General features: G+C 53.1%; 15 protein-coding genes. 10 read left to right on the forward strand and 5 right to left on the reverse strand.

Annotated features, from left to right (window positions below; translation table 11 throughout):
- Positions 1-20: 20 nt before the first annotated feature.
- Entirely contained in the window at positions 21-2,180 is a 2,160-nt protein-coding gene (locus EYZ66_RS06345; protein ID WP_009576708.1) for a PQQ-dependent dehydrogenase, methanol/ethanol family, read from the forward strand.
- Between the two features lie 80 nt (positions 2,181-2,260).
- Here EYZ66_RS06345 and EYZ66_RS06350 read toward each other — a convergent pair whose 3' ends face one another.
- The gene (locus EYZ66_RS06350; RefSeq protein WP_009576706.1) at positions 2,261-3,094 is read right to left on the reverse strand and encodes a 23S rRNA (adenine(2030)-N(6))-methyltransferase RlmJ; all 834 of its coding nucleotides are present in this window, start codon (positions 3,092-3,094) and stop codon (positions 2,261-2,263) included.
- A gap of 76 nt (positions 3,095-3,170) precedes the next feature.
- Positions 3,171-3,890 (reverse strand): pseudouridine synthase, encoded by a 720-nt coding sequence (locus EYZ66_RS06355; RefSeq protein WP_009576705.1) that lies wholly within the window; start codon positions 3,888-3,890, stop codon positions 3,171-3,173.
- A 346-nt stretch (positions 3,891-4,236) separates the two neighbouring features.
- Here EYZ66_RS06355 and EYZ66_RS06360 point away from each other — a divergent pair, with 346 nt between their 5' ends.
- Positions 4,237-5,403 carry an MFS transporter gene (locus EYZ66_RS06360; protein WP_268869524.1) on the forward strand — a complete coding sequence of 389 codons (1,167 nt, stop codon included), beginning with the start codon at positions 4,237-4,239 and terminating at the stop codon, positions 5,401-5,403.
- A gap of 13 nt (positions 5,404-5,416) precedes the next feature.
- The gene (locus EYZ66_RS06365) at positions 5,417-6,190 is read left to right on the forward strand and encodes an SDR family NAD(P)-dependent oxidoreductase (protein WP_139042617.1); all 774 of its coding nucleotides are present in this window, start codon (positions 5,417-5,419) and stop codon (positions 6,188-6,190) included.
- Positions 6,191-6,253: 63 nt separating this feature from the next.
- On the opposite strand, the gene EYZ66_RS06370 is transcribed toward EYZ66_RS06365, so the two are convergent.
- The 3 genes from EYZ66_RS06370 to EYZ66_RS06380 all read right to left on the reverse strand — a co-directional run bounded on the left by EYZ66_RS06370 (position 6,254) and on the right by EYZ66_RS06380 (position 8,845).
- Positions 6,254-7,096 carry an IS3 family transposase gene (locus tag EYZ66_RS06370; RefSeq protein WP_009577128.1) on the reverse strand — a complete coding sequence of 281 codons (843 nt, stop codon included), beginning with the start codon at positions 7,094-7,096 and terminating at the stop codon, positions 6,254-6,256.
- Positions 7,096-7,596, reverse strand: coding sequence for a transposase (locus EYZ66_RS06375; RefSeq protein WP_040817814.1), 501 nt, complete (start codon positions 7,594-7,596; stop codon positions 7,096-7,098). The genes EYZ66_RS06370 and EYZ66_RS06375 overlap by 1 nt, the downstream gene beginning before the upstream one ends.
- Before the next feature lie 73 nt (positions 7,597-7,669).
- A complete protein-coding gene (locus tag EYZ66_RS06380; RefSeq protein ID WP_009575747.1) occupies positions 7,670-8,845 on the reverse strand; it encodes an acyl-CoA dehydrogenase family protein in 1,176 nt (391 codons plus the stop codon).
- Between the two features lie 90 nt (positions 8,846-8,935).
- Here EYZ66_RS06380 and EYZ66_RS06385 point away from each other — a divergent pair, with 90 nt between their 5' ends.
- The 7 genes from EYZ66_RS06385 to EYZ66_RS06415 are packed head-to-tail and all read left to right on the forward strand — an operon-like array spanning position 8,936 to position 16,994.
- Entirely contained in the window at positions 8,936-9,634 is a 699-nt protein-coding gene (locus EYZ66_RS06385) for a TetR/AcrR family transcriptional regulator (RefSeq protein WP_009575748.1), read from the forward strand.
- On the forward strand, positions 9,631-10,587 hold the full coding sequence (locus tag EYZ66_RS06390) for a bifunctional MaoC family dehydratase N-terminal/OB-fold nucleic acid binding domain-containing protein (protein WP_009575749.1): 957 nt from the start codon (positions 9,631-9,633) through the stop codon (positions 10,585-10,587). The genes EYZ66_RS06385 and EYZ66_RS06390 overlap by 4 nt, the downstream gene beginning before the upstream one ends.
- A gap of 3 nt (positions 10,588-10,590) precedes the next feature.
- Complete coding sequence (locus EYZ66_RS06395; RefSeq protein WP_009575750.1) at positions 10,591-11,634, forward strand: acyl-CoA dehydrogenase family protein; 1,044 nt, start codon at positions 10,591-10,593, stop codon at positions 11,632-11,634.
- Complete coding sequence (locus tag EYZ66_RS06400) at positions 11,628-12,026, forward strand: MaoC family dehydratase (protein WP_009575751.1); 399 nt, start codon at positions 11,628-11,630, stop codon at positions 12,024-12,026. The genes EYZ66_RS06395 and EYZ66_RS06400 overlap by 7 nt, the downstream gene beginning before the upstream one ends.
- Positions 12,027-12,029: 3 nt before the next feature.
- A complete protein-coding gene (locus tag EYZ66_RS06405) occupies positions 12,030-13,208 on the forward strand; it encodes a lipid-transfer protein (protein ID WP_009575752.1) in 1,179 nt (392 codons plus the stop codon).
- A gap of 28 nt (positions 13,209-13,236) precedes the next feature.
- Positions 13,237-15,363, forward strand: a complete 2,127-nt coding sequence (locus EYZ66_RS06410; protein ID WP_009575753.1) for an oxidoreductase — start codon at positions 13,237-13,239, stop codon at positions 15,361-15,363.
- A gap of 23 nt (positions 15,364-15,386) precedes the next feature.
- The gene (locus EYZ66_RS06415; RefSeq protein WP_009575754.1) at positions 15,387-16,994 is read left to right on the forward strand and encodes an AMP-binding protein; all 1,608 of its coding nucleotides are present in this window, start codon (positions 15,387-15,389) and stop codon (positions 16,992-16,994) included.
- Positions 16,995-17,019 lie beyond the last annotated feature (25 nt).

Raw genomic sequence — 17,019 nt, forward strand, 5'->3', positions numbered from 1 at the left:
GCAAACTAAAAAGAGATCGTATGGGCGACCTAAGAAAGCAAAAAACGCCAGCCTTGGCGCTGATTATTGGGCTTGTGATGGCCTGCGCGTCGTGGGGGCAAACAAGCGACGAAATCGCTCATCCCGACCCCACCGAATGGTTGAGTTACGGTCGCGATTATCAAGAACAGCGCTACAGCCCCCTTGCTCAAATAAAGACCGACAATGTTCGAGATTTGGGTCTGGCTTGGTTCATGGATACCGACTCGAATCGGGGGTTGGAAGCAACACCGCTGGTTGCGAATGGCGTGATGTACGTCAGTGGCAGCTGGAGTGTCGTGTATGCCCTGGACGCAAAAACCGGCGAGCGCCTGTGGAGCTTCGATCCAGAGGTAGACAAAGCCTACGGTAAGCGGGCCTGCTGTGACGTCGTTAATCGCGGTGTTGCTCTGTACGATGATAAGGTGATCTTTGGCACACTTGATGGGCGTTTGATTGCTCTCGATAAAGCAAACGGGGCAATCGTTTGGTCGGTCTCTACGATTGCGGGTGAGCAGGGAAGTTACAGTATTACCGGCGCACCGCGAGCGGCCAATGGCCTTGTCTACATCGGCAACGGCGGAGCGGAATACGGCGTCCGCGGGTTTGTCTCGGCCTATTCGGTCGCGACTGGCGAGCTGGTGTGGCGTTTTTATACCGTGCCCGGAAACCCAGAGTTGGGCTTCGAAAATGACGCCATGAAGGTTGCCGCACAGACGTGGACGGGCGAGTGGTGGTCATTGGGTGGTGGCGGCACAGTGTGGGACTCGATTGTCTACGATCACGAATTCGATCAGGTGTTGATTGGCGTCGGTAACGGCTCGCCTTGGAACCGGCGAGTACGCAGCCCCGAGGGTGGTGATAATCTGTATCTTTCTTCAGTGGTAGCGCTTGATGCTGTCACAGGCGAGTACCGTTGGCACTTTCAAGAAACTCCAGGTGATTCGTGGGATTACACCGCAACACAGCACATTATGTTGGCCGACATGGAAATCGACGGCCTGACCCGCAAGGTCCTGTGGCATGCCCCCAAAAACGGGTTCTTTTTTATTATCGACCGGGCCTCCGGTGAGCTAATTTCTGCCGAGCCCTACGTCAAAGTGACTTGGGCGACGGGCTATGACCCGGTAACGAAACGCCCAATCGAAACCGATAACGCCGACTATTCGCAGGGGCCGCAGTTGCAGTGGCCATCGCCAATGGGCGGTCACAACTGGCAGCCCATGGCGCATCACCCTGATACCGGTTTGGTGTATATCCCTATTCACGAGATGGCGTATCAATACGCCGACGAGCCCGCCTATCGGGTCAATCCTGGTCACTGGAATACGGCTGTTGAGACCGACCAAGGCGGGTTCAATAACGCGCTGCTTATGGAGGCATTGCAGGCGCGAGCCGGGCAAGGATATTTGTTGGCGTGGGATCCAGTGACTCAGTCCGAACGCTGGCGAATTCCGCTGCCGACCATCTGGAATGGTGGCGTGCTAGCCACTGCTGGTGGGTTGGTCATTCAGGGCAACTCGGCCGCTGAACTGGCGATTTACGACGCGGCAAATGGCGCGAAACTGTGGTCGTTCGACACGCAGGAGCGAATTGTCGCGCCGCCTGTCGCCTACAGTATCGACGGAGAGCAATACATTGCCGTTGCCGTGAGCTGGGGCGGAGCGGTGGCGCTTGCCGGGGGTATTCCTCCCGGCCCTAAGCCTGAACGAGCCCGCATAATGGCGTTTAAGCTCGGTGGAGACGTGAGTTTGCCACCCATGCCCGAAGCCCGTCTCCTAACGCGTCCCCCTGAGCCTTGGACGCAAGACGAGCAGGTGCTGGACCGGGGGCGGACTCTGTACATGGATTTTTGTTTGCCCTGTCATGGTAATGGTGTCATTGGTAATGGCAGTGTCCCCGACTTGCGCCACTTACCCAGTGGCTTCTATGAGGCGTGGGATGCGATTGTGTTGGATGGCGCTTTGGTTAAAGCGGGCATGGTTGGGTTTTCGGATGTGCTCAGCCCTGATGATTCGGCGGCGATAAAAGCCTACGTACTGACCCGAGCTCAGCAAGATTGGGAACTGTCTCAGCAAGCCTCTTGGTGGGTCGCTACGAAAAAGTGGTTTTATGACAAGGTTGCGGTCGTCTTGCTGTGGCTTGCGGCGCTAGCGAGCTAATTGCCATTGCCCGCGTAATCGGGCGTTGTGCTTTGCTGGGGCCTGAACACGCCGTTAGCATGGGCTTTGCATCTGCACGCCTAGCGTGCGACCAGGTTGTCGCAGCGGTAGTGAGGCTCGCCATCTAGGCTGTGCTGTGCGGCAAGCTCGGGTAATAGGGTGCTCATGGACTGAGCGAGATCCCACGGGCTGTTAATGACAAGCATGCCCGAACTTGTCATGCCATAGCCCTCGCTGTCTGCACGCTCGCCCAGTTCAAAACAGTCGACTCTTTGACTCAGCCCCGCGGTCAACGCCTTAACCATTGCATCACTGAGGTCTCGATCGACCACGGGGTACCAAATGGCGATGACTGCGTTCTCCATTTTACTCAAGGCTTTGTGAACCGTTTTGGGAATCTCTTGGTAGTCCGTTTTTAACTCGTACGAGGGGTCAATTAATACGAGGGCGCGGCGAGTCGGGGTGGGTAATTGCGATAACAGCCCCGCGAGACCGTCGCTCTGATACAACTTAATGGCGGCCTGAGAACGCAAGTTGTTTGCGAGCAATTTTGCGTCGGTGCTGTGGAGCTCGTAGCAGGCGCCCGAGTCTTGGCGGCGCAGCGCGCTTGCAGCGAGTCTGGGGGAGCCTGGGTACACAACACCCGTGTCGGTGGTTTGCACGGCAGAGAGCAGCTTGTCGAGCAAAGGGTGCTGCGCATTGCTACCTAGATGACGGCCGATACCTCGTTGCCATTCAGCGGTTTTTTCAGAAAACTCACTGCGTAGCGAGTAGGCTCCTGCACCCGAGTGCGTGTCGATGTACTTAAATCCCTTGTCTTTGCTGCGCATGTGATCGAGGAGCGCGAGTAAAACACTGTGTTTTAGTAGATCGGCAATATTGCCAGCGTGGTAGGCGTGTCGGTAGCTAAGCACAAATGGCGTCTCTGGGTTGGGACGCTCAGTATAAACCCAAATAAATCGATCAGTACGCTTAATTTATGCTACGTGCTTACTCGGTGGTTAAGGTGTTGTCCCTAAAAAACTCAAGCGTTTGTTGCAGGTGCGGGTTCGGTGGCGCGGTGATGGTAATTCGTGTGACACCATCATCTAATCGAAGTTGATGAGCGTGCAAGAACAGCCGCGTCTCGCCAAATTGATCTCTGGCCCAACGATTGTAGGTGCCTTTACCGTAGCGTACGTCACCAATAATGGGGTGATTGATGTGCTTAAGGTGTTGTCGTAATTGGTGACGCCTGCCGGTAAGGGGGCTCAATTGGAGCAGCGAGAATCGGCTCATTGGGTAACGATCTATATTGATATTTATCAAGTACTTATCGATTATTTCGAATGTGGTTTCTGCTTCCTTTCTGGGGCTGTCGGGGGCGCTATCGGGGTCGCGTAATGGGTGGTCTATTGTGCCTTTTGAATTGGGCCAGCCTCGCACCAAGGCCAGGTAGTCTTTGTGCACAGCATCGGTATGCCAAGCGTCACTCCAATGGCGTGCGACCTTGGATGATTTTGCAAAGGCTAAAACGCCGGAGGTGGCTTTATCCAGTCGATGCAAAGGGTAGACACGTTGTCCAACATGGTCGCGTACCCACTGCAGAGCAAAGACGGTTTCGTGCGCATCGAGCTTGGTTCGATGCACTAACATGCCGGGTGGTTTGTTAATAGCAACGAGATTGTCATCGCTATAAATCACCTGGGGAATTTCCCATGTTGGATCCATTTGTACGCCTGTGGTGTGTTTTAAAAGCGAATCGAGCCCGTCGATCGCCACTGGGTAGTGACGGATTGTCGCAAATAATGCGCACAGCGGCGACGTGTTTTACCCAGCTGGAACCTGCTTTATGTGTATAACGATGCCAGCGTACTTGAGTGTTCACGCGTTCTGAGCCCATTCAGTGTGTGAGTCGGCAAGGTGTTAACCGAATCCGTGGCAGTAATCTTTACTACACACGGTCTATATACCTTCGGTTGGTTGTGACATAGCCTTACAGATCACAAGCAGAACAATAAGAGAGAGGGGCATGTTTTACGGTTGGATATTAGCGGGTGTTGCTTTTTTACTTCTGATGCTAAGCAACGGCGCAATTATGTACAGTTACAGTGTCGTTGCGGTCCCGATAGGGCTTGAGTTCGAAGCCAGTCGCACCGCGATGATGCTGGGTATCACCGTAATGACCTTGTGCGGTGGTATTGTCTCTCCTTGGTTTGGCAGCCTGGTGGATCGTTGGAGCCTAAAAGGCATGATGTTGCTGGGTGCCTTGGGTATGTCGCTGGGTTATGTGGCTTTATCCTTGACCACTGCGACTTGGCAGGTGCCCTTAGTGTATGGCGCGTTAATGATGTTGGGCACCAACTTGCTGGGACCCCTAACGACCTCGACCTTGCTGGCTCGCTGGTTCACCAAGAAACGCGGTATGGCGCTGGGTATTGCGGCGGTTGGGACCTCCGTGGGCGGTTTTGTCTTCCCGCCTCTTATTCAGGGTTTAATTGATCAGCACGAATGGCGCACAGCCCTGCGCTACTTGGGTGCGGGTTTGTTTCTTGTATCAGTCCCAGCCGTACTCTTGGTGGTTAACTCGCCGCAGTTGCGAGGTTTGCACGCAGACGGTGCGCCTATGGATCCGGATTTTGTGCCGCCCGTCGCCGCGCCAGTCTCTTTTGGTTTGCTGCTAAAAAATCGTAATTTCATTTTAATCGCGATCGTTATGAGCCTCTTATTCGCAACGTACACCGGTGTCATGAGTAATATGGTGCCCTTTGCTATGGGGCGTGGTTTAACGGCGGATGAGGGAGCGTTGTTGATCTCAGCGCTCGCAGTGGCCGGCATTGTGGGTAAGCTCGTGTTCGGAGCCGTTGCCGATAAGATGGACTTGCGCTGGGGTTTGGGTGCTTCCATGGCGCTGGTCATCGCGAGCATGTTAGTTTTTGCCTATTTTCAAGGTCTTACTGCCCTGACAGTAGGAAGCGCGTTAATCGGCTTGGCTGCGGGCGGTATGTTGCCGGTATGGGGTGCTTTGCTCGCTGTGCTATTTGGTGCGGCGAACTACGGCCGCGTGATGGGTATGATGAACCCCCTAATCATGCCTTTGACCCTGGCAGGTGCGCCTTTAGCTGGGTTTATTTTTGATCAGACGGGTGCTTACACCGGCGCGTTTTTAACCTTTGCGGGCGCTTTGTGCTTGGGTATTGCGCTGCTGTTTCTGATAAACATGAGCGATCGCGCCGAAGCCTAATGTTGTGAGGATTATGATGGAGTCTAAAGTTGCTATTATCACCGGGGCAGGCGGTGGAATTGGTGAAGGCCTAGCGCGGGCATTTGCACGTGAAGGCTACACCGTGGTGGTGGCTGAAATTGATGAAACGAGCGGGCAGAGGGTAGCCAACTCTTTGGAATCACTGGGTGGTCAGGGGCTATTTATACCGACCGATATTGCCGATCTGGTGCAGGTAAACGCTATGGTCGACGATACCATCGAGCGCTTTGGTCGGGTCGATGTGCTCGTAAACAATGCGTACCCAACAGGTAAAGGTATGACGTCGGTGGCGGACATCGATAGGCAGCGCATGCGTCACTCCATGTCGGCCGGGTTTGATGCAGTGCATGTTGCGATGCAGGCGGTGTATCCAACCATGCGGGCTCAAGGGTTTGGCCGCATTATCAATATGTGTTCGCTGAACGGTGTGAATGCTCACGCGGGTACGGTCGATTATAACTGCGCGAAGGAGGCTGTTCGCGCCCTAACCCGAACTGCGGCGGTGGAGTGGGGCAAGGACGGTATTACCTGTAATGCGGTATGTCCCGGTGCGATGAGTAAGGCGTTTAAGCAGCGTATGGCGGAAATGCCCGAAGTATTCGAGAGTATCACCAAGATGATTCCGATGGGTTACAGCGGAGATCCTGAGGAGGATATTGCGCCTGTAGTGCTATTTTTGGCGAGTGAGGGGGGGCGCTATGTCACTGGCAATACCATTCACGTCGATGGTGGCGGCCACATCAATGGCGTGCCCTGGAAGCCATAAGTAAAAGGGTTGTCGCTAAAAAAACGCCGCTTTTGAAGTGACCCCATAAAGTTGGACTCATTTCTAAGCGGCGACCAAGGCCTGATTTCGATATTGTATCGGACTCAGGCCTTTTAGTTTCAGCTTAATGCGTTCGTTGTTGTAATAGTCGATGTATTCCTTAATGCTTTCAATCAGTTCGTCTGCGCTGTTGAAGACCTCACCGTGATACATTTCGCTTTTTAATATGCCGAAGAAGTTCTCTGCAACGGCATTGTCTAAACAATTGCCTTTTCTCGACATGCTCTGTTTTAAGCCGTTCTCGTCAAGGTGACGCTTATACAGCCTATTTTGGTACTGCCACCCTTGGTCAGAATGAACAATTGGTTTTTCATGTGCCTCCAGCTTGCGTGTTGCACGTCTCAGCATATCGGTTACCAAGGGTAATGCGAGAGACTTACGCACCTCGTAGCTCACTACCTCCTGGTTGAACAAGTCAATCACCGGCGATAAATAAACCTTCTGGTTATTCACTTTGAATTCCGTCACATCAGTAACCCATTTTTGGTTGGGTCTTTGTGCGGTAAAATCACGATTAAGTACGTTCTCTGCGATGCTTCCTACATCGCCCCTGTAAGACCTGTAACGTTTCGGCCTTACCTTCGACTTGAGACCTAAGACCGCCATCAGGCGCTGCACGCGTTTATGGTTGATGACCAGCCCCATCGCCCTCAGTGCGCAGGTTATCCTTCGATAGCCATACCGCCCTTTGTGCTTATGGTAGATGCTAGTTATTTGTGATTTTAATTCACTGTCGCTACACGGCTTTTTTAGTGCATTACGATGATAGTAATACACGCTTTTAGCTAACCGCGTCGCCTTCAGCAAATTCTGTAAGCCATATTGCGCCTTGAGCTCATCGACCACTAGGGTCTTTTCTTTGCTTTTTTCTTTCTGGCCTGAGCCAAGGCTTCTAACTTTTTTAAGACTGCATTCTCCGCCCGCAAATAATCCAATTCCTCTCTGAGTTCTTTTTCAGTCATTTCTGCTGAGGGTTTAAGCGTTGTAGAGTGCTCAGTCATGTTAGGCCTGCTATTTTTCCGGGGAGTGAGGCGAGATAGTCCTTCCTGAGCATAAAGCTTGTGCCATTGAAATAATATGCCCTGACTCGACAAATCAAAGTGGGCACTGGTATAGCTTAGAGACCAGCCATTCACCGTCATCGTTGTCAGTACGTGGGCTTTAAATTTAAGTGAATACGGTTGATGTGGGTGCTTAAAACTATCAGCACCATTTATGCTGTATACCTGCGACCAGTATCGAACGAGGCTGGATGCTACCCCATAGCGCTTGCCCACCTCCCTGGAAGGGATAGATTGAGCAAGTTTGGCGAGCTTTAACTTAAAAGCTCTATTGTGTTTGGACATAAAAAGACCCCCAGTAATTGGAATGTCCAACTATTGGGGGTCACTTCATTTCGCGGCGTTTTTTGTGATTATCTTAACGAGCGTAGGCCGGCATGCCTAAACCGAAGATGGCTACGAGGTCACGCATAACTTCGACCACGCCGCCGCCAAAGGTATTAATTTGGCATTTGCGGTATTCTTCCTCGAGATCACCCCACAACACGGTGCCCGTGCTGTCGCGTGTGATTACGCTGCTGGCACCAATCACCTGCATTAGCAAACGATACACATCAATCAATACTTCTGTGCCGTAGGTCTTCATGGCGGAGCTTAGGGCGACGTCGGGTTCGCCGCTTTCTAAGGACCACACCATGCGCCAATTCATCAAGTGCATGGCCTCGAGTTTCGCAAAGGCCTCGCCGAGCAATCGACGATTGCCGTTGTCGTCGGCAGGGCGCCTGCCATCAGCCTGTATCTCTTTAGCCCAGTCCAGCACTTGGTAGTACATTTTGTAGCCGTAAACCCCAAGTGCCGCCAAGCCGACGCGCTCGTGATTGAGCTGCGAGGTAATCATCGGCCAACCTTGGTTCACGCCGCCGCAAATCATGTCGTCGGGACAAATTACGTTCTCGTAATACGAGACATTGGTGCGAACGCCGCCAACGGTGTGAATTGGGCTGTAGCTAAAGCCTGGCTGGTCGGTGTCGACCATCATGATCGAAATGCCTTTGTGGGGTCTGCTGGCCTCTGGGTCAGTGCGTGCCGCTAACCAGATGTAATCTGCCGCTTCGGCGCTGGAGGTATAGACTTTGTTGCCGTTAATGACCCAGTCATCGCCTTGCTTTACCGCTGTGGTTTTTAAATTGGCGAGATCAGTCCCAGCTTCGGGTTCTGAGTAGCCGATGCAAAAATGCAGGTCGCCTGCTGCGATTTTGGGCAGAAAGAATTCTTTGTGGGCCTGGGAGCCGTGCGCCATGATAGCCGGCGCCACCGTATTGATTGTCACGAAGGGGATGGGGGCGCGCGCTAGCTGGGCTTCCTCGAAAAAAATCATCTGGTCGATAGGGCCGCGGCCTTGACCGCCATACTCTTTTGGCCAGCCGAGCGCTAACCAGCCATCAGTTCCCATGGTTTTGATGACGTGCTTGTAAGCGTCACCGCCTTCGTTGCCGTGAGTTTCGCGCAATAGCTCGGGCGTCATAAGCTTGGTGAAGTAGTCGCGAAGGGTGCGTCGTAATTCTTGTTGCTCCGGGGTGTGTTCTAAGCGCATTGTCAATTACTCCATCAAAGTTGGAATCATTATTATTGAAATTGAATTCAGATTCAATATACTGTCTTCAATCAGATCGAGTAACACGACATGACGGTTGCAGCGAAAGCAAAAACGAAAACAAAAACGAAGCGCGGCGATTTAGCGCGCGAAAAACTCAAAGCGGCTGCCGTGCGCGTTCTAAATCAGACCGGCTTTCATCAAATGCGCATCAAAGACGTGACCCAAGAGGCAGGCGTGGCCACGGGATTGTTCTATCACTACTTCAAAAACTTAGAGAGCTTAGTTCGTGAAGTAATGAGCGAGCATATCGAGCGCTTTGAGGCTACGGCGGATATCGAACGCGACGTCAGCAAAGGTGCGTGGTTGGAACGTATGCGTTCCCACTATCGCTTAGTGGTCCAGACTTATGCAGAAGAGCCCGGGGTCATGCGCTGTGTGCAGCAGTTCGCCGCCGATGACCCAGCGTTCCGCGAACATTGGCGCTCGTCGTACAACCAACGAATGGAGCAACTGGTGCAGGCTTTCCCTCGGGTGTTTCCCGAGGTAGAGATACCTGCAGACGAAGTTCGTTTGCTGGTGTATGCACTTGGAGGTATCGGGCAAGACTTTTTGCACGAGTATTATGTTGAGCAAAATGCCGATCTCAGATCGAGCGAGTATACCCAAGACCAAATAGCCGATTGGCTGGCAGCACTATTTTACCGAGGTCTGTTTGCCAGCAACCCTGCTCGCGAGTCGCTTTCGCATGCACAAATACTGATGGACATAAAAAGGGGAGGTCTATGAGTTTAGACGCTCAGTTACAAGGGTACTTGAATAAAACAGTGGGGCCATTTAAAGGCTGGGACACTGTGCAACCCGCTTTAATTCGCCATTGGTGCGAAGCTATGGGAGACAACAACCCCGTATATCGGTCGCGAGAGGTAGCGCTCGCGGCGGGATATACTGATGTCATTGCTCCGCCAACCATGTTGCAAGCTTGGGGCATGAAAGGTTACAACGAGCGCTTTCCGGAGGGCTCTGATAACGCAAACCCCTTTGAGGTGCTGGTCTTTTTGGAGTCTCAAGGGTATCCGGCGGTTGTTGCTGTTAACTGTGAGCAGGAGTACGGTGAGCCCCTAGCGATCGGTGATAGCGTGCATTTTTACTCTCGTATCGAGGCGATATCTGAGTTAAAAACGACAGCGCTGGGTGAAGGATACTTCGTGACAGAAGTATCGACCTACAAAAACCAACGCGACGAAGTTGTTGGTGTCATGACCTTTCGGGTCTTCAAGTTCAAAGCGCATGAGTCTCAGCAAGCGCGTGCCAGCGACAGCCCTCAAAAGCCTAAAGCGATAAAACGTATGCGACCCGTGCGCAACTACGATACCGCCTTTTTTTGGGAAGGCGTAGATCAAGGCGAGTTGCGCATACAGAAATGTACAGGTTGCCAGACCCTGAGGCATCCGCCTGCGCCCATGTGTCCTGCCTGCCAAAGCTTAGAGTGGGACTATTGCGTCGCGTCGGGCAAGGGCCACATCTACAGCTACGTCGTGAATCACTACCCCGAGATACCGCCTTTTGATTACCCGAACCCTGTGGTGTTGGTCCAGTTGGATGAGGGCACTCGTTTGGTGAGTAATTTGGTGGGTACCAAAGCGCGGGATATCAAAATCGGTACCCGAGTCAGAGCAGAGTTTGTCGAAGTTGAGCCGGGTTTTACGCTGCATCAATTTCGCATAATGGAACAGGAGTAGGTTATGGACTACAGCATTAATGCTGATCATCAAACCATTGTTGATCTTGCCGAGAAAATATTCTCAGACCACGCCGATGACGCCTACATTACGTCGGGTACACAAGGGGTCGATGCCCAGCTGTGGCAACTTTGTGCTGAAGCTGGTTTTATTGGCTTAGATATGCCCGAAAACGTGGGCGGTTCAGAGCTTGGCTTTTCAGCTTTGTGTCGTGTGTTAAAGGCTCTAGGCGCAATTACCGCGCCGATTCCCTTGTTAAACACCGCGGTGGGTGCCTACGCGCTTGCTCATTCAGGGTTTGCGTCGCAGCTTGAGAGTGTCGCCAATGGGCATGGACACATTGCGATTTCGTTGAACGAGGGCTTGCGCATCGACGGGGATAGAATTGTCGGTAGCGTTAATGCCGTTGCGTACGCAGACTCTGCACGTTTTGTTGTGCTTGCCTGCGCGGGTAAAGTGCTGATCGTCGAGCAAGCGCAATCCGGCGTGACAACTCAAATACAAACGCTATCGAGTGGGCAACCCGCGGCACTGGTGCATATTGACATCGCGCTGGCAGAAGCGGTGCTCGTCGATGCGATGGCTGACTTACAGAGCCGATTACAGACGGCTACCGCGTGGCAGTTGTACGGCGTATTGGAGGAAGCGCTGCGCCGCACAGCGCGCTACACATCAGAGCGTAAGCAATTCGGCAAACCCATTGCGACTTTCCAAGCGGTGGCGCATCGCGCGGCCAACGCTTACATCGATTTAGAGTGTTTAAAAGGCACGGCCGAGCAAGCATCATGGCTCATCGACGAGCAACGCCCAGCCGAACTGGCTGCCGGCATGGCCTACTGGTGGGCTTGCGAGGCAGCGCATCGTGTGGTGCACAGTACCCAGCACTTACACGGCGGCATGGGAGCCGATCTGACGTATCCCATTCATCGCTTTTTTGTGCGGGCTAAAGAGCTCGAGTTTAGTCTGGGCGGAGCCTCAAAGGTCATCGATATCGTCGGGCAACAGCTGGTCGATCAAATGCCAGAAACGCGGAGGCTGGTATGCTAATCCATGTCGGCGACGAACTGCCACAACTGAGCTTAGAGATTACCCCTGGACTGATTGTCGCGGGCGCGATCGCCAGTCGTGATTATCAAAACGTGCACCACGATAAAGACGCGGCACAAGCGCTGGGCTCGCCGGATATTTTTATGAATATCCTCACGACCAACGGTTTAGTCGGCAGATTTGTGACCGATTGGGCTGGCCCATCGGCGCGCTTGAAAAAGGTTTCGATCCGCTTAGGTGTGCCCAATTATCCCGGCGATACGATGGTATTGTCTGGAGATGTGCTTGCCTGGGACCCAACGTCAGGTGAGTGTCAGGTGAGTGTGAAGGGTAAGAATGGCTTGGGTTACCACGTGACGGGTACCGTCGATTTAGCCTTTGCGCAGGAGTAAGACATGGCACGTGATTTTTTAAGGAATAAAGCCGCTATTGTTGGCTTGGGTGCGACCGAGTTCTCTAAAGATTCAGGACGCACCGAGATCCAGCTCGGCGTCGAGGCCATTATGTCTGCGTTAAACGATGCCGGCATTGACCCTGCCGATGTCGACGGTATGGCTACCTACACAATGGACAATAACCCTGAAATTGAGCTGCATCGTCTTATTGGTGGACGCGAACTTAAATTTTTCTCACGCGCACACTATGGCGGCGGTGCGGCGTGCGCGCCGGTCATGCACGCGGCAATGGCGGTGGCAACAGGTGTTGCCGACGTGGTGGTCGTCTATCGGGCGATGAACGAGCGTTCAGGCTTTCGTTTTGGCCAAGGTGGACTGTTAACGGAAGACCCCAACGCCTTCGAAACCGTCGATTTTGGCTGGTATTTCCCGCATGGGTTAATGACGCCGGCGTCTTGGGTAGCGATGTTCGCGCAACGCTATTTGCACGAGACCGAGGCCACTAGCGAAGACTTTGGGCGAATCGCGGTCGGTGCTCGAGACTTCGCCAGTACCAATCCTGCGGCGTGGTTTTATCAAAAGCCGTTAACACTAGAAGAGCACCAAGCGGCCAAATGGGTTGCTGAACCTCTGCGTTTATTCGATTGCTGCCAGGAAAGCGATGGTGCCGTAGCGATGGTGATTGTGTCGGCGGAACGCGCCAAAGATTTACAGCAAACGCCGGTCATGATTCGAGGTGCTGCCCAGGGCGCGAAAGATCAACAGCGTATGATGACGTCGTTTTATCGCGATAGCTTGATGGATTTGCCTGAAATGCAGTGCGTCGCTGACGGCCTGTACTCGATGTCTGGCCTGGGTCCTGACGATATTCAAACCGCAGTTTTGTACGATCACTTTACCCCATTTGTATTACCTCAGCTGGAAGCCTTTGGCTTTGCAGAGCGCGGTAAAGCCTGTAATTTTGTGCGTGAGGGACACCACCTGCGTGGCGGCAAATTGCCGGTGAATACTCACGGTGGACAAATCGGCGAAGCCTATATTCATGGGTTAAACGGGGTCGCTGAGGGTGTGAGACAGGTGCGCGGCAGTTCGGTCAATCAGGTGGCTGGTGTTGAGCACGTGCTGGTGACGGCAGGCACAGGTGTCCCGACAAGCGGCGTAATTTTGGGTACGCCCTAAACGATAAGCAAAGCGCAAGGGAACACTTATGGCACAATCGCACCAACACCTTTTGTCTGAGGGCAATATCGGCTCGATGACCCTAAAAAACCGTATGGTCGTCGCGGCCATGGGGGCTAACTTTGGTGAGCTGGATGGACGCTCGGGCGACCGTGTGCGCGCCTATCACGAAGCGCAAGCAGCGGGCGGTGTGGGACTTGTTATTTCAGGCGCATGTGGTGTTGCCTACCCGGTAGGGTGTGTTCAGCCGAATCAAATAGCAATTTCCGACGATAAATACATTCCTGGTCTTAAAGCGGTCGTTGATGCGGTACATGCCCATGGCAGTAAATTTGCGGTGCAGTTGCATCACGGCGGTCTGGTGGCAGCAGAAGATACCAACAATGGACGTCCGCTTTGGTGTCCGTCAATTCCGGGTCCTATGCAAGGCGACTTCATTGATGGCTTTTTGATGGAAGAGCTCGCGGCCTTTGCGGGTGGCGGTATGCCGACGTTTAGGGTGGTCGACCAGGACGATATCAATTTAATTATTCAGCAATTTGCCGACGGCGCTAAACGGGCAATCGCTGCGGGTTGCGATGCCGTCGAGGTACACGGAGGCCACGGTTATATTTTAAGTTCGTTCCTCTCGCCAAAAACCAATCAACGCACGGATCAGTACGGTGGCAGTGATGAAAATCGCGCACGTTTAATTTGCGAGGTCGTTGCCGCTGTGCGCGAGGCGGTGGGTCCTGACTTTCCCGTCATCGTCAAAATTGATTCGCGCGAGGTGGGCAAAGAGGGCGGAATTACGGTCGAGCACGCCAAAGTCACTGCGCGTTTGATTGAAGCCGCCGGTGCCGATGCCATAACCGTTTCGGCCTACCATGACGGCGGTCAGGGGAAAATGCATTCAGCATCGAACATTCCTCATGAAGAAAACGCGAATGTTGAGGCTGCCAAAGCCATCAAAGCGATCGTGTCCATTCCTGTGATTACCTCCGGTCGGATTGAGCTCGATGTGGGTGATCAAGCGATTGGTCGGGGGGAGTACGATTATTTGATGATGGGTCGTAAGCTCTTGGCCGACCCTGACTTGCCTAAGAAATTGGCCGAGGGTCGACTCCAAGATATTCGCCCCTGCGTCTACTGCTATACCTGCGTCAGCGCAATTTACAAAGTCGAATCGATGCTTTGCGCGGTTAATCCCGAATTGGGCGTTGAGTATCAGCGCCTTGAGTTACAGCCAGCAGGTGACCAAAAGCATGTGGTCATTGTCGGCGGTGGTCCAGGTGGGATGGAGTCGGCTCGGCGTTTGAGTCTGGCTGGGCACCGTGTGACTTTACTGGAAAAAGGTGCGGTGCTTGGCGGAACCCTTAGGTTTGCCGCGTTAGCCTACGAGCCCAACCAACGCTTGCTGCAATGGCTTATTCAAGAGGTGAATCGTTTGCCGATCACTATCAAGCTGAATACCGAAGCGAATAAAGAGACGATTGATGCATTGCAGCCCGACGCGGTCATCAGCGCAGTAGGCGCTCGACGCTTTATGCCGGATCTGCCCGGTAATGACTTTGCGCACGTCTACAGCGGTGAAGACATGCGCCGTTTAATGCTGGGAGACTTTGATGCCTCTGTGACGCGCAAAACCTCAGCCTTTACGCGCTTACTGGTGGTCCTTGGGAACATGACTGGCCTAATTCGCAACTTGGATTTTGTGCGCAAGATCTCACATGCCTGGATGCCACTGGGGAAACGCATTGTGATAATTGGTGGCGATTTGGTCGGTTTGGAATTGGCGGAGTATCTGCATGATCGCGGCCGCGACGTGACCGTGCTACATGAAGAGCCGCGTATGGGTGCAGGCCTAACCTTGGTGCGTCGTTTGCGCTTGTTGGCGGAATTAAAAGAACACGGTGTGACGCTGCATCGCGGGGTGTCCAACGTGGCGATTGATAAGACGCATGTGTCGTTCAACAAAGAAAAGGGTGAGGGCGGAAGCGTCGCGGCAGACACAGTGATTGTGGCGCGCGGTGCCGAAGGTAATCAAAGTATTACCAGCCAGCTCGAAGGTGCCAAATATCCCGTATATGAAATTGGCGACAGCACGGGTGTGACTTACATTGAGGGCGCCATACGCGATGCCATGCATGCCGCCGACAAGATTATGGCGGCCTAAACGAGGCAAATAGAAAGGAACCTATGAATAAACTCGACTTAAGTAATCCCAAGGATCGGACGTTTGCCCGCATACTAGAGCGGCAAGCGGCTGAGGCGGGTTCCACCGTGTTTTTGCGAACCGATGACGTCGCAATTACCTTTGCGGAGGCCGAGTCTATTACCAATCGCTTGGCATCGGGACTATCGGCTCATGGCTTAGTCGCGGGTGATCGGGTTGCTCTGTACATGAGTAATCAGCCTGAGATGGTGTTACTCGCACTCGCGATCAACAAATTGAGTGCGGTATGGGTGCCGATTAATCGTGATTACAAAGGCCTGTGGTTAGAAGATACTGTGGCACGATGTCGTGCAAACATGCTGTTTACCGATTGCGATGGCGTCGCAGAAATCCAAAAATTAAACCTAGATCTCAAGGCGCTAACGTTGGGCGTGGTCGGTCCTGACGCGGAACCGGACACTATCGCGTATCAAGCCTTGCTGGACGCCCCAGAATATTCCGTTGATCATGATTCTCAGTCCTACGGTGACACCTGTGCCATTTTATGGACCTCCGGTACTACGGGGCGCTCGAAAGGTGTTATGCAACCTTACAACGCGTGGGTGCACGCGATTGTGAATGGTGCGAGCAAGCAGTATCAGTCGCGAGACGGTGACATCATTTACAACGTGCTACCTTTGTTCAATGCTGGGGGTTGGATTACCGCTGTCTTAAGAGCGTTGCTTGAAGGTATTACCGTCGTCATCGAACAGCGTTTCTCCGTGACTCAGTTTTGGGATCGCATCGCTCATTTTGGTGCGACTCAGACGTTCGCTTTGGGCGCTATGGGCACGTTTTTACTGAATGAGCCCGAGAAGCCCGACGATGCGGCAACGCCACTGCGCGAAGCTCAAATTGTGCCCTTGGCGCCCGATCTTTGGCCGGTATTCTCAAAGCGGTTTGGGGTTCGGTTAATACGAGGGGGGCTGGGGCAAAGTGAATGCATGCGCGTGCTGAGCCAAGTAGAAAATCGCGATGATGTGCCAGTCTATGCCCTAGGGTTTCCAGATCGTCGTGCACCCGTGACTTTACTGGATGATGACGGCAATGAAGTGCCGGTGGGTGAGGTTGGGGAAATTGCGATCAAGCCTCTAGAACCCTATTTGATTTTTAATGGTTATTTTGATGATCCAGAGGCTACGCAGAACGCCTTCAAAGGCGACTGGTATTGCACCGGGGATGTCGGTCGGCAAGACCCTAAGACAGGTGCGTTCTTCTATGTTGATCGAAAACGCGATGCGGTTCGTTTTGGTGGGCGCAATATCTCTACGCTTGAGGTGGAAAGCGTTGCTCGACGGTTTCGCGGCATTACCGATGTCGCAGCGTATGGCATTTCGCATCCCGATGTGCCTGAAGAGCAAGAATTAGCGTTGGCCATTGTTGTGGCCGCAGGGGAAAGCCTAGATTTCGAGGCGTTGTGCGGGTTCTTGAACCAAAATGCGCCGTATTATTTTGTGCCGAGATACATCCGGATTGTCGCTTCCCTACCGTATACACCCACTAACAAAGTTCAAAAATTTCAGCTGCGAGATGATGGCGTTACCTCAGACACTTGGGATCTGACGGAATCGGGGTATACTGTGAAACGATAGAGCAGGAATCCAGTAATAATAAAAA

The organism is Aequoribacter fuscus, assembly GCF_009910365.1.
GTDB classification, from domain to species: Bacteria; Pseudomonadota; Gammaproteobacteria; order Pseudomonadales; family Halieaceae; genus Aequoribacter; species Aequoribacter fuscus.